Consider the following 19,929-nt stretch of genomic DNA (forward strand, 5'->3'; position numbering starts at 1 on the left):
TCGTAGCGCGCCATGAAGGCCGGCGACATATGGCGCAGGCGCGCATCGTCGATCCGCCCGGAGCGGGTGATGTAGCTATAGGCAAATTCCATCAGGTCGAGCTTCATGTGTTCGGCAAAGTGCTCGTACCAGCCGGCCGAGGTGCGCGCGGCGCTGACGAGCTTTTGCACGATTGGTTTGCGCTCGGCCTGGTAGCGGTGCAGCGCGGTTGCAAGATGCGCGTCGGATTCCAGCGCCTTCACCAGCGAGATTGCGTCCTCGATCGCGAGCCGCGTGCCTGAGCCGATCGAGAAATGCGCCGAGTGCAGCGCGTCGCCGATCAGCACCATGTTCTTGAACGACCAGTGCTCGTTCCAGACCCAGGGGAAATTGCGCCAGACCGATTTGTTGGAGACCAGACAGTGACCGCCGAGCGTATCGGCAAAGACCTCCTCGCAGACGCCTTTTGACTGCTCGAGGTCCTTGTAGGCGAAACCGTAGGCCTGCCAGGTGGCATGGTCGCACTCGACCAGGAAGGTGCTCATGGTCGGCGAGTAGCGGTAGTGATGGGCGTTGAAGGCGCCGCGATCGGTCTTCACGAAGGTCTGTGACAGCGTGTCGAAGCGTTTCGAGGTGCCGTACCAGACGAACTTGTTGGAGGAGTAGGACAGCGAGGTGCCGAAATCGCCCTCGTACGAGCGACGCACCAGCGAGTTGAGCCCGTCGGCGGCGACGATCAGATCATGGCCGTTGAGCTGATCGATGGAATGGATCTGCGTGTCGAAGCGCGGTGTGACGCCGGCATCGAGCGCGCGCTGCTGGAGGAATTTCAGAAGATCGAGCCGTCCGATCGAGGAAAAGCCGACGCCGTCGATGGCGACGCTGTCCGCGCCCAGATTCAGCGTGATGTTCTCCCAACTCTCCATGTGCGGCGCGATGGCGTCGACCGTCTCGGGGTCGTCCGCGCGCAGGAACTCCAGCGCCTCGTCCGAGAACACCACGCCAAAGCCCCAGGTCGCGTCGGCCGGGTTCTGCTCGAACAGGTCGACCTGGTCGTCGGGGTGACGCTTCTTCCAGAGATAGGCGAAGTAGAGCCCGCCAGGCCCCCCGCCGATCACGGCGATCCGCAACGTCGTCCTCCCTGATTGAAAGTATTCTTGCTATTCGAGCTAGGGGCTAGATCTGCTCTGGTCCGCAGCGCCAGAGCAATGATCGACAAGGGCCATGCGTTCGTTCCTCCTCCCGGTCTTGTCGTGATCAAAATCGAAGAGTCAGCAACCTCTCTGTGGTGTCAGCGACTGCGCACGCCGCCAGACATCGCCGCGCGGAACTGGCCATGCGCGGCGTTGTGCGATCCTAGCGCGATCCTAGCGCGCAGCGAAGGGGGCAAGGACCTCCTTGCAGGCGGGTGACAGCGAGCCGGCATTGGTCGCGAGGCATTGCGCGATGCGGCCGCCGCCCGGCGCCACACCTGCGCACAGCGTGCGGACGTCGCCGCCGCATGCCGAACGCACGATGAGCAGCTCTTCGCGCGGCCGCAACGGCCGCAGGACGATGACCGCCGGCGCTGCCGCGGGAGCCGCGCCCGTGGGCGCTGCGGCGGCTGACGCGCCGCCACCGCCGGTCGCGGCGCTCACCGCTTTTGCGCAGGCGGGCGAGACCCTCGCCTTGTTCTTCTCCAGGCATTCGAGCGCGGGCGCGCCGCCAGGCGGCACGCCGGCGCAGACTTTTGGATAGTCGGAGCGGCAGGCACTCTTGATCGCGGAGACCTGTGCGCTGCTCGGCTGCCTGGCCGCGGCAGCTTTGGGCGCCTCGGCTTTGGGTGCTTCGGTCGTGGCGGGCGTTTTGGCGGGTTCGGCGGCAGGCGCCGATTCAGCCTTCGGTGCGGCCGGTGCGGCTTCGGTCTTCGGCGCAGCCGCCGGTTCGATCGCGCGCACCGCGCTCTGGCAGGCCGACGACAGGCTCGGCATGTTCTTGTTCAGGCACTGCAGTGCCTCGGCACCGCCCGGCGTCACGCTCGCGCAATGCGCCTGATAGTCGGCCCGGCATGCGGACCGGATCGCACTCTTCTGTGCGTCGGTCGGGGCCTGCGCGAAGATCGGTGCTGCAGTTGCGAAGAGAGCCGCCGCCAGCAACGCGCTGCGCGTTGCGACAATTCCAGAGCTATTGAACATTTGCGCCAATTCCTGCCCTTGGTGAAGCCCATGCCTTGAAAATCGGAGCTTCGAAAAAAGTCATATGATCGCAATCGGCGCGAGGGCTATCTCGCGCACGGCATCATTGGCCGCTTTGGCATCTACCGCAAGTAGATTGTGCCCGCCGAATGTGGCGGGACAACATCGTCAGAGCTTGACCATACGCTTGCCGCGGTTCTCGCCCGCAAGCAATCCGATCAACGCCCGCGGCGTGTTCTCCAGGCCGTCTATGATGTCCTCCTGCACCTTCAACTGTCCCGACTTGACCCAGGCTTGCAGGTCGGCGAGCGCGTGCTGGCTCCGGCTCATATAGTCCGTCACGATGAAGCCCTGCATCACGAGCCGCTTCACCACGATCAAGCCGGGCACGCCGCGCGGGCCATGCGCGGACGGCGCGCGGTCATATTGCGAGATTGCACCGCAGCAGGCGATGCGGCCGTAATTGTTCATCTGTGGCAGGCAGGCTTCCAGAATGTCGCCGCCGACATTGTCGAAATAGACGTCAACGCCATCAGGTGCAGCCGCGCGCAGCGCCTTGAACACCGCGCCGTCCTTGTAGTCGACCGCGGCATCGAAGCCGAGTTCCGCTGTGAGCCAGTTGCATTTGTCTGCGCCGCCGGCAATTCCGATCACGCGACATCCCCTGATCTTGGCGATCTGTCCGACGATCGATCCGACCGAGCCCGCGGCGGCCGAGACAACGACCGTCTCGCCTTCCTTGGGCTTGCCGATCTCCAGCAGGCCGAAATAGGCGGTGAGGCCGGCGATGCCGAACACGCTGAGCAGATGCGTCAGCGGCTCGAGCTTCGGCATTTTCGTGAGATGCTTTGCGGGCACCGCGGCGTAGTCCTGCCAGCCGGTATCGCCGAACACGATGTCGCCGGCTGCGATCCCCGCTGCCTTTGAGCTGACGACCTCGGCGATGGCGCCGCCGGCCATCACGCTGTTGGCCTCGACCGCCGAACGATAGGTCGCGCCATGCATCCAGGCACGGTTGGCGGCATCGAGCGAGATGTAGCGCACGCGCAACAGCGCCTCGCCGTCCTTCGGCTCCGGCACGGCGCCCTCGACCATCTTGAAATGCTCCGGTCCGAGCTTGCCGCTCGGCTTCTCGACCAGGAGGATCTGGCGATTGACGGTCCCGCTCATGGTAGTCCCCTCTTCAATTGTTTGACTTTTATTGATGCAGGTGCCGCGCAGAAATCATGCAAGCCGCATCCGTTGTGCGCTGCGTGAAAGCTAGATCGCTCCACCCTTTTTCACAACGGGAACATCCGGCCAACGCGAGCGCTCGCCAAGCGTGTTGCGTCGCTGTCAAAATCTGCGACACTGTGAAGCGCCGGTGTACGTGGGGGTAAGCGATGTCGAACAGGTTTACGCAATACATTCTGGTCGCGATGGTGCTGGGCATCATCGTGGGGTCGGCGATCTACAATTTCATGCCCGACACCCGTGCCGAGTGGGCCTCCTCGATCAACCTGATCGCCATGATGTTCCTGCGCCTGATCAAGATGATCATCGCGCCGCTGGTGTTCGCGACCCTGGTCGGCGGCATCGCACATATGGGTTCGGGTGCAAGGCTCGGGCGCATCTTCGCCAAGACCATGGGCTGGTTCGTCAGCGCCTCCTTCGTGTCGCTGCTGCTCGGCCTCGTGATGGTCAACCTGCTCCAGCCCGGCGCGAACTTCCCCGGAACGCTGCCGGAGAAGGGGCAGTCGACGGGATTGCCCGTCTCGGCCTTCTCGATCGAGAAATTCCTGACCCATCTGATCCCGACCTCGATCGCGGACGCGATGGCGCAGAACGAGATCCTGCAGATCGTGATCTTCGCCGTGTTCTTCTCGGTGGCGATGGGCGCCATGCCTGAGCGCTCGAAGCCGATCCTCAGCCTGATCGACGACATTTCCCACATCATGCTGAAGGTGACGAGCTATGTGATGCTGTTCGCGCCGCTCGCGGTCTGGGCCGCGATCACCGCCACCGTCGCCAAGAACGGTCTCCTCGTGCTGTGGAAGCTCGTCGTGTTCATGGGCGGCTTCTACCTGTCGCTGCTGATCCTGTGGGCCATCCTGGTCGTCGTCGGCTTCGTCGCGATCGGACCGCGCTACGCCCATCTGCTGCGGCTGATCCGCGAGCCATTGATGATCGCGTTCTCGACCGCGAGCTCGGAGGCCGCCTATCCGAAGACGCTGGAGGGCCTGACCAAGTTCGGCGCCTCCTCGCGCATATCGAGCTTCGTACTGCCGCTCGGCTACTCCTTCAACCTCGACGGCACGATGATGTACTGCACCTTCGCCAGCATCTTCATCGCGCAGACCTATCACATCGAGATGTCGCTCGCGACCCAGCTCGCGATGCTCGCAACCCTGATGATCACCTCCAAGGGCGTCGCCGGCGTGCCACGTGCCTCGCTCGTGGTGATCGCATCGACGCTTTCCCAGTTCGGCATCCCCGAGGCGGGCCTGTTGATGATCATGGGCATCGACACCTTCCTCGACATGGGGCGCAGCGCCACCAACGTGATCGGTAATTCGCTCGCCACCGCCGTGGTCGCGAAGTGGGAAGGCGAGCTCGGGCCCGAGCATGCGCTCGGACCGGGCGAGGCGCCCACGCCGGACATGGTACCCGGCGAAGTGCCCGCGATGGCCGGCCACTGACAGGAGCGCGTCATGCGCCTGACATCGGCGATATCGGCGGGCCTGTTGCTGGCATGCGCGCTGGCAACCGGCGCCTCGGGGCAGATCGGTGGCAGCGAAGGGCTCAGCCCCACGCTCTCAGCCATCAAGAACAGTCACGTCGTGCGGCTCGGCTATCGCGAAAGCTCGCCGCCGTTCTCCTTCCTCGACCAGGCGGGCCGGCCGATCGGCTACAGCCTCGAGCTCTGCGAGGCGATCGTTGAGGAGATCGGCGTCGAGGTCGACGATCCCGATCTCAAGATCGAGTACGTCAAGGTCACCTCGGACGACCGCATCGATGCCGTGCTTCAGAACAAGATCGACCTCGAATGCGGCTCGACCACGGCCAATGCCGAACGCGGCAAACGCGTCGCGTTCTCACCGCTGATGTTCGTTGCCGGCACCAAGCTGATGGTGCCGAAGGCATCCAACGTGTCTGCCGTCGCCGACCTCAAGGGCAAGACGGTGGTGGTCACCAAGGGCACCACCAATGAGCAGGCGATGCATGCGGTCGACAAGAAGTTCTCGCTCGGCCTGAACATCATCGCCTCGCCCGATCACGAGCAGTCGTTCCAGATATTGGCGGACGGCAAGGCCGACGCGTTCGCGACCGACGACATCCTGCTCTACGGCCTGATCGTGCGCCACAAGGCGCAGGACAAGTTCCGCGTCACCGGCGATTATTTGTCCTACGACCCCTACGGCATCATGTTCCGCAAGGGCGAGCCGCAGCTCTCAGCCGTGGTCGAGCGCACCTTCCGCAAGCTCGGCTCCAACCACGACCTCGTCCCGCTCTACAACAAATGGTTCGTGGCACGGCTTCCGACCGGCGAAAGGCTCAACGTGCCGATCTCGTTGCAACTCGAGGAAGCCTTCAAGGCCATGGACGATTCGCCGGGGGCAAACAATTAGCGCGCTTGCGCTGCGGAATGATCGGGCCGCAATCCGGCTGCACCCTCTCCCCTTTTGGAAGAGGGTAACTTCGCGAAGCGAAGTCGGTTGTTGCCAAAATTGCCTGCGAAAAACCGGTAGGCCGCAGAAGACCGGTTCACAAACCTTCTCAATTTTTAGGAACGATTCGCCCCGCACCGATTATCGGCGTATGGACGAACTACTAAAACGCGCGGACAGGGCCATTCGGGATAGCGAGCTGATCCAGCGCCAGGTCTACGAATGCATCGTGCAGGCGCGCTTATGGAACGCGCGGTTCTGGCGACTGCGAGTCGCTCGCGCGAAGAAGTTGCGCGAAGTGGGCAGTCTCGCGCGCAGAGGGCCCACGCGCCGGAGTGCCAGATTGCGCGGCTCAATCGCCCAGGGCCGAAGACGCCCGATAAGGTTGTCGCCGATCAGGAAAATCCAGCGGCGAAAGGAGCTTAATGGTCTTGGGGTGGAAGCTGGCGCGGAAATACAAGCGTCTCAGCCGAACCTCGGCCCGTTGATGCAACTCGCGGCTTTCCTCGATTAGTCGCCTGGCTTCCGAGATTGCCGCCGCGGCACGGGTAATCAGCCTGTCGGCGTCCTCTAGCGCATCGGCCATCGGCGGCGCTCCCTATCCTATGCAGGCGGGAGCGCTACTGGTCTCTCAGCCACCGACGCCCACGGGCAAAGCCGAGCCGGTGATGCGAAACAACGCACCGATCAGAGAATGGTTGCCGGTCGAGGAACCCGTTGACGGGAAAAGTGCACTGAGGCCGCTGCTTCGTACAATGCCAAGCGGATTAGCTTATGCAATGGCAACTAGCTCGCGACGCGATCATTGTCCGAAACATGACCGATCCACTGTTCGAACGCGCCCGGCTTGCTATCGAGGAAAGCCGTGACCTCCAACGCCGTTGCCGCTTGCTTCATGCGGATAACGATTTCGAGCGACGGGAACTTCGTCGGGCCGTCTTCGAGAGTGCATCCATCCGAACCGAGGTCAGAGCGTTTCGTGAAAACAAGGAATGAGGCCCGCCGCAGGTGTCGCGGCGCCGAGTTCTGTCAGCGCCAGGCTTTTTCGTTCTTCTGTTCGTAGTCCTTGAAAGCCTTCTCGAGCCCGCTCAAGACCTCGGCGGATGTCTCGAACATCGCCTTCAACTGCGGTTCGTCGAACTTCTGAATGTCTTCGCGCAGATGGTTCCGGATATCCCGAAGGGCCTTCTGCATCTTCTGCGTATGGTGTCGGGGATCGCGGTCTGCGGCACCTGCCATATCCAGCCTCCTCGCCCCAGAGGATCCCCATGATCCTTCAACGCATCTGATCATAGGCATCCGCGAGAAAATGATCGAAGCTCTCAATCCGAATGAGACCTAGCCGTGGATATTCCATGTCCGTGACGATGTAGAGAGCGACCGTCAGAACACCGGCGAACAGGATCATATGCACCCAGCTTCGAGCCGCGCTCGCCGCCATGCCGAACCCGGCCAACAACGAACAGCCCAAGCCAAGCCCAAAGAGCATTAGGTATATGATTTGCGGTGGGTGCTTTTCCGCAGCACCCGCTCGGAGGCGGGCGATTTCAAACGCGGTGTTCAATGCAGGTAAGGTCAATGAGCAGGCGGGTTGGTAATCGCTCTTCGGGCAAGCCGCCAACGCCGCATTCCAAAGGCCTTCTTTCAACTGCACCAGTTGGCTCTGCTGCTCGCGGGAGAAATCCTCCATCCTCTTCCAGAGCAAGAAATCGTGTTGCATGCGGTAGAGGTCCACGCGAGCACGGACGTAATCTTTGAGCTTGCTTCTGAGTTCGTGGGCCGTATCTCTCTCGAAGAGACCTGTCCGGTCATATGCGGCAGCCACCGCCGTCGTTTCTTGAAGTACCAACTGCCGCCGGTCGTCAAATCGTTGCAGAGCGCCCGAAATGGTGAAAGCAAGCAGCAGACCCATCAAACCGAAGATGGCTCCTTCGACCGTTGACAGGCCAGCGGTGCTTTCGCCGTTTGTATGCTTGCGATAGCGCAAACCCAGGCGGCGGCCGAAGTTCAGAGAAATCATCGAGCCAACGAAGAACACGGCCGCGATCGCTACGGCAAAAAACATGAAGATCATTGCGCGCGATTTCCATTCTGGAACTCCGGCGCTATTGGTGACCAAAGCTCTTGGCAAAAGCATGGAATTCGATGACGACCGGCTTGATACCAAGAGCCCGGCGCGAAGCTCGCAAGTGCGTTTTGTTCACTTTTGGACAGAGCTTTCCATGTCGCGAAAAGCGTGCGGGAGTGTCTATCGCAGCTTCCTTCTCTCCGTTGCCACCTCGGCTTCGAGCATTTCACCGACCAGCGTCCAACTTAAAGATGGGTAAGTTGCAGACGGGAAAGATGAGCAAAGGGCGGGGAGCAGGTTCCGAAACGTAGAACCCCGGGAGGAAGCGAGGGCGAGACCATCCGTGGTCGCTGGGGCCTCGCGGAGTAAATGTAGCAGAATACTCAACCGGAGCAGCGTGGAACTACGGTGCCAGGAAAGAATGGCAACCAAGCACTGTTGCTATATCCGAAATCGCCTATTCTCGTCTAAAGAGACGGGAGGTGTACAGACTGCGTGATGTAGAACGCCAATCCCAACGACGCGGCCCCGATAGCCTCAATGACCCCTGACCCTCCTGCCGAGACCGCCATGCAATACTTGATGTGGGCGATCGAGCACATCGAGAAAGCAGGCAATCACGAGGCTGCGCGCCACGCCCGCATCGCTTTGGAAGCGCTGCGCCGGGGTATCCGATCAACGCACACCGGCAAACACGAGCCCTAACTGAAGGGTTCAGCGGCCTTTTCACAGCTCCGTCGGATCGGGATACAACGGTAGACACAGACGGTCGACGTTGTTGTTTTAATTGATTTAAGGGGAGAAGGGATGGCAGCGAGTGCGTAGCGCTCAGCCTTCTCTCCCAAACACCCGATCCAGCGCCGCGTCGTACGTCGCCTGCACCAGGTCCGGATACAGTTTCCCCAGCACCTCCATCATCACGCCGGAGTTGATCTCGAGCACCTGCCACGCGCCGTCGACACGGACGAGGTCGATGGATGCGAAGGTGATGCCGATGGCGCCAGCGGCGTCGATGGCGAGCTTTGCGCACACCCGACGCGTCTCGCCACCCTCGATGAGGACAGGCTTTGCGCCGGCATCGAGATTGTGACGCCAGGTGAGGACGCGCCGCTCGCCGTTCGGCACGACGGTGTCGAGCGCATGCGCGTCGAGATCATCCAGCTTCACCTTGGGCATCGTGCCCGCCAGTTCGCGCAGCGTCTGCACGCCGTCGCCGACCACCGACGGCCGCTCCTTGCGGTAGACCACGAGCGGTGTCTTATCGAGGAGAACGACCCGGACCTCGTCCTCGATCTCGACATAGGGCGCGATCACGAGGCCGAGGCTCATCGCGAAGATCTCGCTCACGGCGCGTTCGAGTTCGGCGCTGCTCGTTACCTTGAGAACTGACCGGCCTGCCGTGCCCTCGTTGGGCTTCACCACCAGCCCTTGCGGGTTCTGCATCACGAGCCGAAGCATCGCTTCCCACCAGCGCGGTCCAACGACGTGCTCCCCCAGCGTCGGGTTGAGAAAGAGGTGATGGGCGATAGCGGGCACGCCCGTCAGGGCGAGCACCTCCGATGTCGCCGACTTGTCGTTGGCGAGGCGATGCGCAATCGCGCTGTTGAGACCGATATCGTAGCCGAAGGCGAAGCGGCGGGTCTCGCCCCAGCCCATCGCGATCAGCCAGCCTTCCGCGCGCACGTCGATGGCGATCCCATGCCGCGCGCAATAGCTTCGTATTGCCTGGACGAATATCCGTTCATTGCTTGGCATCGTGCTTGTCCCGCCAAAAAAGTCGCTTCATGCCGGAATCGGCGGTCTGCCATGGCCAAAAGCAGAGCTATTCTTAATGAATTTCTCGCGAGCGAAACGGAAATTAAGTGCTGCCTTGCGGGCCATTTGGGCAAAGAAATTGCTGCGATGCGGCCTGAAAAGAGAAAATCGTTAATTATCCTGACAAATCAACGGGAAATGCCAGTTTGATCGGCATCAATTGCTGCGCGAACGAGGTTGATTATTGACCTCAATGCCGTAAATCAGAGACGCGAAATCATCCGCCATGACAGTGGTGTTCGCCCCACGTTGAAGGGGCCGGGCAACGCTTTTGTTCAAAACCGTATAGATTCGGAATATCGAAACACATGAGCGCGTTTTATCGAGAGAAGGTCCTCTCCGTCCAGCACTGGACCGATACCCTGTTCAGCTTCCGTGCCACTCGCGACACCGGTTTCCGGTTCCAGAACGGCCAGTTCGCGATGATCGGCCTCGAAGTGGACGGCCGTCCGTTGCTGCGCGCCTACAGCATGGCGAGCGCCAATCACGAGGAGGAGCTCGAGTTCTTCTCGATCAAGGTTCAGGACGGCCCGCTCACCTCGCGCCTCCAGAAGATCAAGGAAGGCGACACCATCCTGGTCGGCCGCAAGGCGACCGGAACGCTCGTTGCCGACAACCTGATTCCCGGCAAGCGGCTTCTCCTGCTGTCGACCGGCACCGGCCTTGCGCCGTTCGCGAGCCTGATCAAGGACCCCGACGTCTATGACCGGTTCGAGACCATCGTGCTGGTTCACGGTTGTCGCCAGGTCTCGGAACTCGCCTATGGCGAGCAGCTCGTCGCGACTTTGCGCGATGACGAATTGTTCGGGCCGATGCTCTCCGAGAAGCTCGTCTACTATCCGACCGTGACCCGCGAGCCGTTCCGGAACCGTGGCCGCATCACCGACCTCATCAACTCCGAGCAGCTTTTCAACGACATCGGCCAGGTCCCGCTCGACATCGCGACCGACCGCATCATGATGTGCGGCAGCCCGGCGATGCTCGAAGAGCTCCGCGGCATGTTCGAAGGTCGCGGCTTCACCGAAGGCTCCGGTAGCGAGCCCGGCCATTTCGTGATCGAAAAGGCCTTCGTGGAGCGCTGATCTCCGCGCGGCGCGATCCTACCCATCGTCATCCCGGGACGCGCCACCGGGTCCGCGCGACGCGCGGCCCGATGACAGGCTCCGCGCGAGCCCGGGGCCCAAAGCCCAGGCGGGAGTTGTGGCGCGAGATGGTGGTTGCGGGTCTTCGCCAAACCACTCCCTGTGATTATGGATCCCGTCTATTGCACTGCAGCAGCCCGCCCACCCTGCGGATTGATTTGCGCTGGTCGAATTCGGTAGCCTGAAACAGAAGCCGCGTCATATCCGTAAACGGGACGCGGGCGTATCATGCCCCGTCGTTTCGATGAGAGGATGTGATCGTGGCCGACGAAAATAGCAAAGCGCCGAAATCGGTCCGTGGGGCCCTGGAGCAGGGGACCATGGAGACCCTGCTGCTTCCATTCTCGCCGCGCTTCATCGTGCTGACGATCTGCGCGGTCGTCACCGCTCTCCTGATCGGCTTCGGCATCGCCGATCGCAAGATTTTCGACATCCTGATCATTCCCATCGTGATCTTCGGCGGCCTCACGCTGCTCGGCGTCCGCGATCTCCTGCAAAAGGGCCACGCGGTCCTGCGCAACTACCCGATCTCGGCACATATGCGCTTCCTGCTCGAAGAAATCCGCCCGGAGATGCGGCAGTATTTCTTCGAGAGCGAGAAGGACGGCATGCCGTTCTCGCGCGATACCCGCGCGGTGGTTTACCAGCGCGCCAAGATGCAGCTCGACAAGCGGCCCTTCGGCACACAGGAGGATGTCTATCGCGAGGGTTATGAATGGATGCATCACTCGGTCTCGCCGAAGACGCGGTCCGATGAGAAATTCCGTATCACGATCGGCGGCCCGGACTGCGCGAAGCCTTACTCCGCATCGGTATTCAACATCTCGGCCATGAGCTTTGGTGCGCTCAGCCCCAACGCCGTTCGCGCGCTCAATGCCGGCGCCAAGAGAGGCGGCTTCGCGCACGACACCGGTGAGGGCGGGGTCAGCCCCTATCACCGCGAGATGGGCGGCGACATCATCTGGGAGATCGGCTCGGGCTATTTCGGCTGCCGTCATCTCGATGGCACCTTCGATCCGGACGCGTTCGCGCGCGTCGCGACCGAAGACCAGATCAAGATGGTCGAGCTCAAGATCAGCCAGGGCGCCAAGCCCGGTCACGGCGGTGTTCTGCCGGCTGCCAAGGTCTCCGAAGAGATTTCAAAGATCCGCGGCGTGGGCATGGGCGAGGACTGCATTTCGCCGGCCTCGCATCGCGCCTTCTCCACCCCGATCGGGATGATGCAATTCGTCGCCGAGATGCGAAAGCTCTCCGGCGGCAAGCCTGCCGGCTTCAAGCTGTGCATCGGCCACACCTGGGAGTTCCTGGCGATCTGCAAGGCGATGCTGGAGACCGGCATCTATCCGGACTTCATCGTCGTCGACGGCAATGAAGGCGGCACCGGCGCCGCGCCGCTCGAGTTCATGGATCATCTGGGCATGCCGATGCGCGAGGGCGTCAACTTCGTGCACAATGCGCTGGTCGGCATCAACGCGCGCAACCGCATCAAGATCGGCGCGTCGGGCAAGGTTGCGACTGCCTTCGACATGGCGCGAGCCATGGCGATCGGCGCCGACTGGTGCAATTCGGCGCGTGGCTTCATGTTCTCGCTCGGCTGCATCCAGTCCCTGAGCTGCCACACCGACCGCTGCCCGACCGGCGTTGCCACGCAGGACCCGACGCGTGCGCGTGCGCTCTACGTGCCGCTCAAGATCGACCGCGTCCATAACTATCACCATGCGACGCTGCACTCGCTGTCCGAGCTGATCGCCGCAGCGGGCCTCGAGCATCCGCAGGAGTTGCGCCCGATCCACTTCACCCAGCGCACCTCGACCACCGAGGTGAAGTCGTTCGCGCAGCTCTATCCGGCGCTGCGGCCGGGGGAGCTGCTCGAAGGCACCGAGGACCCCCGCTTCCGCGATGCCTGGCGGATGGCACGGGCGGATTCGTTCCAGCCGGTTCCGTGAGGGCCCGCTTCGCGGGTCGGCGCGTTGCAACTCCCACGCACGATCTGCATTGCCCTCGATCGAGCGGAGGCGATCATGAGAACGGCGAGCGTGGCCGCGTTACTCTGGCTTGCGCTATCGTCCCTGGCGATGGCGCAAGGCGGAGGATATCCCGCAAGCCCGTCGCACGCCGTCGTCGGCGCGAGCCCGGACGGCACCCCGCGTTACGGCCGCGAGCCGCGCAAGGAGGAGGGTGCATCATCGGATACCGTGGGCCGTGGCGGCGATAGCAACAGTGAGCGGGATCGAGCGCTCGACGCGAGCAACAGCGACGACGGCAACGAGAGACGCAACGGCCATTCTCAGAAGCGCGAGAAGTGAATCTGTAGTTATGGGTTTCGGGCTCGCGCGGCCCGGGATGACGACTGGAAATTAGCGCGCGCAGCTCAAGTCGCCTGCTCGCTTTTCCGGCTCGCAAGGATCTTGTCGATCCGCCGGCCGTCGAGATCGACGACTTCGAGATGCCAGCCGCCGAGGTCGAAGGCGTCGCCCACATTCGGCAGCACGTTGAAATGTTGCAGCACGAGGCCGGCCACGGTGTTGTAGCGATGATGCGGCGGCAGCTCGAAGCCGAGCAGCTCACCGAATTCGTCGACCGGCATCCAGCCCGAGATCAGCAGCGAACCGTCCGCGCGCGTGACGTAGGCCGGCTCCGGCGGGCCTTCCTCGGAATGGAACGCGCCGACGATGGATTCCAGAATATCGGCCGCGGTGACCACGCCTTCGAAGGCGCCGTATTCGTCGTAGACGAGGCCAACATGCACCGGCGCTGCCTTCAGGATCGCCAGCACGTCGCGCGCATCGGCGGAGGCGGGAATCACGGGCGCGTCGCGCACCAGCGCGCGCAGATCGGGCGTGCGCTCGTTCAAATAGGCGACGAGCAGGTCCTTGGCCTGGAGCACGCCGATCGGCTTGTCACGGTCGCCGTCGGAGACGGGAAAGCGCGAATGCGGGCTTTTCGACATGATCTCGCGGATCGTCTCCGGCGCATCGGTGAGATCGATCTCGTCGACCTCCGTGCGCGGCGTCATGACGGCGCCGACCGGGCGGTCGCCGAGCCGCATCACACCCGCGATCATCTCCCTCTCGCCGGGCTCGAGCACGCCGGCGCTTTCGGCCTCGCTGACGAGGTGATGGATCTCGTCCTCAGAAACCTTTTCCTCCGCCTTGCCGCCGCGGCCGAGCAGCGTCAGGATCAGCTTGCCGGAGAGATCGAGCAGGATCACCAGCGGAAGCGAGATCTTCGCGAGCCAGTCCATCACCGGCGCGACCTTGACCGCAATGCTTTCGGGATCGCGCAACGCCACCTGCTTGGGTACCAGCTCGCCCACGATCAGCGTCGCGTAGGTGATGAGGGTCACGACGATGCCGACGCCGACGATGTCGGCAATCCCCGCCGACAGGCCGAGTTCGACCAGCCATTGCGACAGCCGCTGTCCGAGCGTCGCGCCCGAGAACGCGCCTGACAGCACGCCAACCAGCGTGATCCCGATCTGCACCGTCGAGAGAAACTTTCCGGGATCGGACGCCAGCGCCAGCGCGCGCTCGGCACCGCGCACGCCCTTGGCGGCAAGCATCGACAGGCGGGCCGGGCGCGACGAGACGACCGCCAGCTCGGACATCGACAGAAGGCCGTTGACGACGATGAGGCAAACGACGATGGCGAGTTCAAGCGAAAGCATCGATGTTCCAGGTTAGGCATGCGGCCACTACCTCGTCATATAGGCATTCGGCGGGCGAATGCCCGGGAATTCTATCGCATCCTCGCGTTGCAGCGGCATTGAACAGCTACGACCTGGCACACTCCGCGGAACTACGGTTGTTGCGGGGGTGTTTACTTAACGGCGCCTTAGTGTCTCCCGGCTAGTTTTCCCGCCATTAACGGTAATGCTTGTGGGGATCGGGATGCGGATCGGAAGGCTCTTCGCACTGTCGATGCTGTCGGTGACAGTCTTCGCGGTCATCCTCGGCGCCGAGGTGCTGGTGCCCCAGACACGCGTCTATGCCGACCGTTCCCAGGCCATCAAGGCCGTCGATGCCTTTGGCGCCATCCTCGTGGTCAGCCAGTACGTCGTCGGCTATCGCGCCCCCTACATCACGCCGATCTTCCAGGAAGCTCCTGCGACTCCGGCCCAACTCGAGGCCACCGCGAAAGCCGCGAAGGCTGCGGATACGGCGTTCGAGAATGCAAGGCGGGCGATCATTGCTCTGGATGATGGCGCCGCGCTGGTCGAGACTCTCGACCGGGCCGCGAGCCGCTTGAAAGAAATCCGCGCGGCGGCGGACCGCGCCATGAGTGTCCCCCTCAGCGCGCGCGACGGCGCCGCCATCAAGGGCTTCCTGCCCGGCGTCGCCGATGTGATCAACGCCATCGAACCGATCATGAACCGGCTCGAGGCGAAGGTGGTGAGCGCCGACTCCTCGCTCGCGGCGCTGCTGAACGTGGCCCGCACGGCGCAGGATTTGCGCGTCTCGGCCGGTAGCCGTGCCGCCACGCTGTCGCCCGCGATCAGCGCCCACCGCCCGCTGACGGTGGCCGAATTCTCCCTGATGGACCGCGTGCAGGGACGCGTGGAGGCGGACCGCGAGCGCATTGAGGCCGGCATCGATCAACTCGGAAATCCGCCCCGCATCGCCAAGGCGTTCAGGGACGCAACCGAATCCTATTTCGGGCGCGCGGCTCTCGCGGTCGAGAAGGCGATGCCCGCGGCGCGGAGCGACGGCAAGTACGGCCTCAGCACCGATGAGCTGGCGGATGCCATCGTGCCGGCCATCCAGATGTTTTTCGGCGTGCGAGATGCCGCGCTGGCGGAGGCGGCCGACCGCGCCTCGGCGGTCCGTGACGGTGCGCTGGCGATGCTGGCGCTCGCCGGCATCGCGGTGCTGGTGCTGCTCGGCATGCTCGCCGGCGTGACCGTGATGCTGCGCAGCCGCGTGGTGAGGCCACTTGCGGAGCTTGCGGAAGTGATCGGCGCTCTCGCCGCCGGCAAGCACGCGGTCGAGATTCCCGCGAGCGGGCGCCAGGACGAGATCGGCCAGGTGGCCGGCTCGCTCCAGCACTTCAAGGATTCGCTGATGGCCAAGGCCGCCGCCGACGAGGCGGCCGGCGTCGAATCGGAGGCGAAGCTCAAGCGCGGCCAGCGCGTGGATCAGATCGCCCGCGAGTTCGAAGCCCTGATCGGTGACGTCGTCAACACCGTCTCGTCGGCTTCAACCGAGCTGGAAGCATCGGCCGGAACGCTGACGCGGACAGCCGAGCAGTCGGAGCAGGTGACGGCGACCGTCGCGGCCGCATCCGAGCAGGCTTCCACCAACGTGCAGACCGTCGCTGCTGCGGCCGAGGAGATGGCCTCCTCGGTCGACGAGATCAGCCGTCAGGTCCAGGATTCCGCCCGCATCGCCAGCGAGGCGGTACGGCAGGCCGAGCAGACCAACGGTCATGTCGGCGAGCTCGCCAAGGCTGCCGGCCGCATCGGCGACGTCGTCGAGCTGATCAGCCAGATCGCAGGCCAGACCAATCTTCTGGCGCTCAATGCCACGATCGAAGCGGCGCGCGCCGGCGAGGCCGGGCGCGGCTTCGCGGTCGTCGCATCCGAGGTCAAGGCGCTGGCCGAGCAGACCGCAAAAGCGACCGGCGAGATCAGCCAGCAGATCGCCGGCATCCAGTCCGCGACGCAGGATTCCGTCGGCGCCATCAAGGCGATCGGCGACACCATCACCCGCATGTCCGAGATCGCCTCCGCCATCGCCTCGGCGATCGAGGAGCAGGGCGCCGCAACGCGCGAAATATCCCGCAACGTGCAGCAGGCGGCGCGCGGCACCCAGCAAGTCTCCGTCAACATCGTCGACGTGCAGCACGGCGCAAGCCAGACCGGATCGGCCTCCGCCAACGTGCTCGCGGCAGCGAAGTCGCTCTCGGGCGAGAGCGGCCGCCTCAAGGTCGAGGTCGGCAAATTCCTCGATGCGATCCGGGCGGCGTAACGGCACGTTTGCGATTGTTGCGAAATCGCGGTGCCGGGCGGCGCGCCCGCATCGCGGAGGTCGCCGAGATCGATCTCAACGACGCGCCCGAGGTGCGTCCAGGTTGCTCAGGCGAGCGCGCTTTCCTGCGCCGGCGTGGATTTTCGGGGCCAAGTTTCTGGGAACTCGTTTAGCCGGCGTTAATGATGCCTTCTCAATGTGGCACATCCGGTGCGGTTTCAGACCATGTCTATGTGTTGCGCGTAAACCTTGATTAACAGGGGCGTATCCATATTCGCCCGTGTCGAGCGCGCGATCGGCGGAGGAGATCTGACCGTCTCCTCCGATCGACAACATTTCAGGAAAGTGCTTTCGCCGCAGCGACGGCAATAGGATGAAGATCATGCTCCGCCGCTCAGTTCTTCGTTTCGCGAGAGATCGGAAGGCCAATATCGCCGTGATCACCGCGCTCGCGATGGTTCCCATCGTCTTTCTGCTCGGCATGACGCTCGATTTCACGCAGGCGCTACGCAAGAAGGCGCAGTTGGACGCCGCTGCCGACGCAGCCGCAATCGCAGCCGTCAGGCCGGCCATGCTGATGCAAACTAGTACGGTGGCTAGTGCCACCGCCTCGGCCATCTTTATGTCGACGGCGAACAGTCTTGCGCCGGGGTTGACCACGACACCGACGCCGACGATTACCGTCACTGACGTAGGACTTAAGCGCACCGTCAGTGTTTCGTATAGCACCGCATCCATCAACAATTTTCCCGCGGTGCTCATGAACACTGCGTCGTGGCCGATCAACGGCTCGGCGACAGCGCAGGCGGCGAGCGCGCCCAACATGAATTTCTATCTGCTGATGGACGACTCGCCATCCATGGGGATCGGCGCGACCACAGCCGACATCAGCAATCTCATCACCTACACCGCTTCCAAGTACCAGTCAGCAAAAGCCTCGCAGAATTGCGGCTTTGCCTGTCATCAAACCAATATCGCTCACGACGGCGGGACCCAGGATAACCTCGCGATCGCACGATTCAGGAATATCACCCTGCGGATCGATCTCGTGACAAGTGCCGTCAATCAGTTGCTCAATACATGGTCGAACTGCCCGCAGTCTGGTGTTTCGGGGGGCGTCATGCAGTGCATGTCGGCCCTGAACAACACCACGTATAACGCGGCGCTCTATACGTTCGACTTGGGTTTGAACGCACTGGCGACGCTGACCACCCCGACATTGGCTGGAGCCCAGGTTTCCAACATTGCGCTGATGCCGGTCGCCTACCAGAACTGCGTCGTTACGACAACGAACTGCAAGACCGACAATGGCACGGATATCGCCGGCGCGCTCACCAACCTCAACAAAATCATGCCTACGCCCGGCCTCGGCAGCAACGCGTCAGGAGATACGCCGCAGGAGGTGGTCTTCCTTGTCACCGACGGCGTCGAGGACAAGATCGTCTCGGGCGCTTCAGCTTGCCCCAACGCGAGCCTCGCCTCCAACAATCGATGCCAGCAGCCGCTCGACACGACGATATGCACGACCATCAAGAACAAGGGCATTAAGATCGCTATCCTCTACACGGAGTACCTGCAACTCATCGCCAGTGCCTCCACCGGTATCCAGACAACAGATTCCTGGTACATGAGCTGGATAGACAAGTACGACCAGCCTGATCCCTCAACCGGCACGATCGCACTAAACCTCCAAGCGTGCGCCTCGCCTGGCTTCTACTCCCACGTCAAAACCGGCGGCGATATCAAGCAGGCGCTGACGGACCTGTTCATCAAGGTCGCCTCAAGTACCGCCAGCCTCACGCAGTAAGAAAGCGCCATGGTCCAGTTGGAAACCACACCAGGGAAAAGGCGCCGCAATCGTTTCGGCGCCTTTGTCAGGGACAACGAAGGCGCCACGGCGGTCGAGTTCGCGCTGATTGCCACGCCGTTTCTCGCCATCCTCGCTGCCCTCATCCAGACGTTCCTGCTTTTCTTTGCGCAGTCGATCCTCGAAAATGCCGTCCGGCAATCGGCCCGCCAAATTCTGACAGGGCAGGTGCAGACGCAGGATGCGAGCATGACATCGGCCGCAGCCGCGGCCGCATTTAAAAATACCGTCTGCAACAACGCCAAAGTCCTTTTCACCTGTAGTAGCACTGGCGGCCTGATGGTCGACGTCCAGGTCGCCAACAACTGGTCCTCGGCCAATGTCGGCATGCCGACGCTGACCTACAACAGCGATGGGACTGTCGCCAACACCTGGCAATTCAATCCGGGAACTGCGGGCGATATCGTTGTTGTCCGCGTGATGTATCTCTGGCCGATTTTCTTCGGGCCGATCGCTTTCAACATGGCAAACCAGACCAACGGCTCCCGGCTGATCATGGCAACCGCCGCTTTTCAGAACGAGCCTGCCACTCCCTAGAGGTATCAGCCTATGACCAGCCTGTCATTTCGCTTAAGGAAGTTCTCCACCAACGCCGATGCCGTGGCAGCGACAGAGTTCGCGATCGTGGTGCCGTTCATGCTGGTGCTGTTGGTCGGCGGCGTCGAACTCGCGAACGGAATGGCGATCAACGTCAAGGTCAGCGCGACGGCTCACTCCGTGGCCGACATGGTTACGCAGAACACGTCGCTCAGCACGACCTCGATGCAGAACATACTCACCGGAGCGACCTCCATCATTGCACCGTATTCCGTCAATGGCAGCAGCGGCAGCGCGATCCTGTCCGTCACCGTGTCCGAAGTCTCCAGCGATGCCAATGGCAACCTGACCCTTCGATGGAGTCAGTCGTACAACGGAACAACCTTCACACAGGGAAGGACCAATTTGACGGGCTTGACAGTGCCCACGTCGCTCAACGGAACGGTCGGCAACGCAAACAATCCGAACAACCAAAACGACCAGGTTTCGTTCATTGTGAGCGAGGTCTCGTACGCCTATACACCCAATCTCGGGTTTACGATCAGCGGGACCGTAAATCTTCAGGACACATTTTGGAAGTTTCCGCGCTGTTCAACGAACAGTCCCTCGAACTCGACTGGTCCTGCCTACTATGACGTCAAGTACACCAGCTCGACGACCACGTGTACCTGCCTCCAGCACTTGCAGTATAAGACCTGCTAGTTTGGCTCTGCGAGAAGCAGCGGCGGCGTACG

General features: G+C 62.6%; 20 protein-coding genes. 12 read left to right on the forward strand and 8 right to left on the reverse strand.

What is annotated here, in order from left to right:
• From SO139_RS30385 to SO139_RS30395, 3 genes are all read right to left on the reverse strand, one after another.
• On the reverse strand, window positions 1-1,109 hold a 1,109-nt coding region (locus tag SO139_RS30385), incomplete at its 3' end, for an FAD-dependent monooxygenase (protein ID WP_498541088.1).
• A 237-nt stretch (window positions 1,110-1,346) separates the two neighbouring features.
• Entirely contained in the window at window positions 1,347-2,153 is an 807-nt protein-coding gene (locus tag SO139_RS30390) for a cysteine rich repeat-containing protein (RefSeq protein WP_498541089.1), read from the reverse strand.
• Between the two features lie 168 nt (window positions 2,154-2,321).
• Entirely contained in the window at window positions 2,322-3,323 is a 1,002-nt protein-coding gene (locus SO139_RS30395) for an NADP-dependent oxidoreductase (protein ID WP_449381171.1), read from the reverse strand.
• Between the two features lie 212 nt (window positions 3,324-3,535).
• Between SO139_RS30395 and SO139_RS30400 the strand changes: the two genes are divergently transcribed.
• On the forward strand, window positions 3,536-4,831 hold the full coding sequence (locus SO139_RS30400; protein ID WP_449381172.1) for a dicarboxylate/amino acid:cation symporter: 1,296 nt from the start codon (window positions 3,536-3,538) through the stop codon (window positions 4,829-4,831).
• Window positions 4,832-4,843: 12 nt separating this feature from the next.
• Window positions 4,844-5,761, forward strand: a complete 918-nt coding sequence (locus SO139_RS30405; protein ID WP_449381173.1) for an amino acid ABC transporter substrate-binding protein — start codon at window positions 4,844-4,846, stop codon at window positions 5,759-5,761.
• 391 nt (window positions 5,762-6,152) lie between these two features.
• Here the strand turns inward: SO139_RS30405 and SO139_RS30410 are convergent, their stop codons facing one another.
• A complete protein-coding gene (locus tag SO139_RS30410) occupies window positions 6,153-6,386 on the reverse strand; it encodes a hypothetical protein (RefSeq protein ID WP_474799596.1) in 234 nt (77 codons plus the stop codon).
• Between the two features lie 188 nt (window positions 6,387-6,574).
• Between SO139_RS30410 and SO139_RS30415 the strand changes: the two genes are divergently transcribed.
• The gene (locus tag SO139_RS30415; protein ID WP_449381174.1) at window positions 6,575-6,796 is read left to right on the forward strand and encodes a hypothetical protein; all 222 of its coding nucleotides are present in this window, start codon (window positions 6,575-6,577) and stop codon (window positions 6,794-6,796) included.
• A 33-nt stretch (window positions 6,797-6,829) separates the two neighbouring features.
• On the opposite strand, the gene SO139_RS30420 is transcribed toward SO139_RS30415, so the two are convergent.
• Both SO139_RS30420 and SO139_RS30425 read right to left on the reverse strand, forming a co-directional pair.
• Window positions 6,830-7,039 carry a hypothetical protein gene (locus SO139_RS30420; RefSeq protein ID WP_449381175.1) on the reverse strand — a complete coding sequence of 70 codons (210 nt, stop codon included), beginning with the start codon at window positions 7,037-7,039 and terminating at the stop codon, window positions 6,830-6,832.
• Between the two features lie 37 nt (window positions 7,040-7,076).
• On the reverse strand, window positions 7,077-7,874 hold the full coding sequence (locus SO139_RS30425; protein ID WP_449381176.1) for a bestrophin-like domain: 798 nt from the start codon (window positions 7,872-7,874) through the stop codon (window positions 7,077-7,079).
• Here SO139_RS30425 and SO139_RS30430 point away from each other — a divergent pair.
• Both SO139_RS30430 and SO139_RS30435 read left to right on the forward strand, forming a co-directional pair.
• Window positions 7,864-8,127 (forward strand): hypothetical protein, encoded by a 264-nt coding sequence (locus SO139_RS30430; RefSeq protein ID WP_449381177.1) that lies wholly within the window; start codon window positions 7,864-7,866, stop codon window positions 8,125-8,127. The genes SO139_RS30425 and SO139_RS30430 overlap by 11 nt on opposite strands.
• A 281-nt stretch (window positions 8,128-8,408) precedes the next feature.
• Window positions 8,409-8,573 carry a hypothetical protein gene (locus SO139_RS30435; protein WP_474799593.1) on the forward strand — a complete coding sequence of 55 codons (165 nt, stop codon included), beginning with the start codon at window positions 8,409-8,411 and terminating at the stop codon, window positions 8,571-8,573.
• 123 nt (window positions 8,574-8,696) lie between these two features.
• On the opposite strand, the gene SO139_RS30440 is transcribed toward SO139_RS30435, so the two are convergent.
• Complete coding sequence (locus SO139_RS30440) at window positions 8,697-9,623, reverse strand: ATP-grasp domain-containing protein (RefSeq protein ID WP_449381178.1); 927 nt, start codon at window positions 9,621-9,623, stop codon at window positions 8,697-8,699.
• Window positions 9,624-9,991: 368 nt separating this feature from the next.
• Between SO139_RS30440 and SO139_RS30445 the strand changes: the two genes are divergently transcribed.
• The 3 genes from SO139_RS30445 to SO139_RS30455 all read left to right on the forward strand — a co-directional run bounded on the left by SO139_RS30445 (window position 9,992) and on the right by SO139_RS30455 (window position 13,131).
• A complete protein-coding gene (locus tag SO139_RS30445) occupies window positions 9,992-10,765 on the forward strand; it encodes a ferredoxin--NADP reductase (RefSeq protein WP_449381179.1) in 774 nt (257 codons plus the stop codon).
• Between the two features lie 380 nt (window positions 10,766-11,145).
• Entirely contained in the window at window positions 11,146-12,771 is a 1,626-nt protein-coding gene (locus tag SO139_RS30450; protein ID WP_474799623.1) for an FMN-binding glutamate synthase family protein, read from the forward strand.
• A 75-nt stretch (window positions 12,772-12,846) separates the two neighbouring features.
• The gene (locus tag SO139_RS30455) at window positions 12,847-13,131 is read left to right on the forward strand and encodes a hypothetical protein (RefSeq protein WP_449383309.1); all 285 of its coding nucleotides are present in this window, start codon (window positions 12,847-12,849) and stop codon (window positions 13,129-13,131) included.
• Window positions 13,132-13,196: 65 nt separating this feature from the next.
• On the opposite strand, the gene SO139_RS30460 is transcribed toward SO139_RS30455, so the two are convergent.
• Window positions 13,197-14,492: a hemolysin family protein gene (locus tag SO139_RS30460; protein ID WP_449383310.1), complete on the reverse strand. Its 1,296-nt coding sequence runs from the start codon at window positions 14,490-14,492 to the stop codon at window positions 13,197-13,199.
• Between the two features lie 223 nt (window positions 14,493-14,715).
• On the opposite strand from SO139_RS30460, the gene SO139_RS30465 reads away from it, so the two are divergent.
• From SO139_RS30465 to SO139_RS30480, 4 genes are all read left to right on the forward strand, one after another.
• Entirely contained in the window at window positions 14,716-16,791 is a 2,076-nt protein-coding gene (locus SO139_RS30465) for a methyl-accepting chemotaxis protein (protein ID WP_449383311.1), read from the forward strand.
• Window positions 16,792-17,173: 382 nt separating this feature from the next.
• The gene (locus SO139_RS30470) at window positions 17,174-18,598 is read left to right on the forward strand and encodes a TadE/TadG family type IV pilus assembly protein (RefSeq protein ID WP_449383342.1); all 1,425 of its coding nucleotides are present in this window, start codon (window positions 17,174-17,176) and stop codon (window positions 18,596-18,598) included.
• Window positions 18,599-18,607: 9 nt separating this feature from the next.
• Window positions 18,608-19,195 (forward strand): TadE/TadG family type IV pilus assembly protein, encoded by a 588-nt coding sequence (locus tag SO139_RS30475; RefSeq protein ID WP_449383312.1) that lies wholly within the window; start codon window positions 18,608-18,610, stop codon window positions 19,193-19,195.
• A gap of 12 nt (window positions 19,196-19,207) precedes the next feature.
• A complete protein-coding gene (locus SO139_RS30480; RefSeq protein WP_449383313.1) occupies window positions 19,208-19,897 on the forward strand; it encodes a TadE/TadG family type IV pilus assembly protein in 690 nt (229 codons plus the stop codon).
• Window positions 19,898-19,929 lie beyond the last annotated feature (32 nt).

The organism is Bradyrhizobium sp. UFLA05-89 (genome assembly GCF_059803475.1).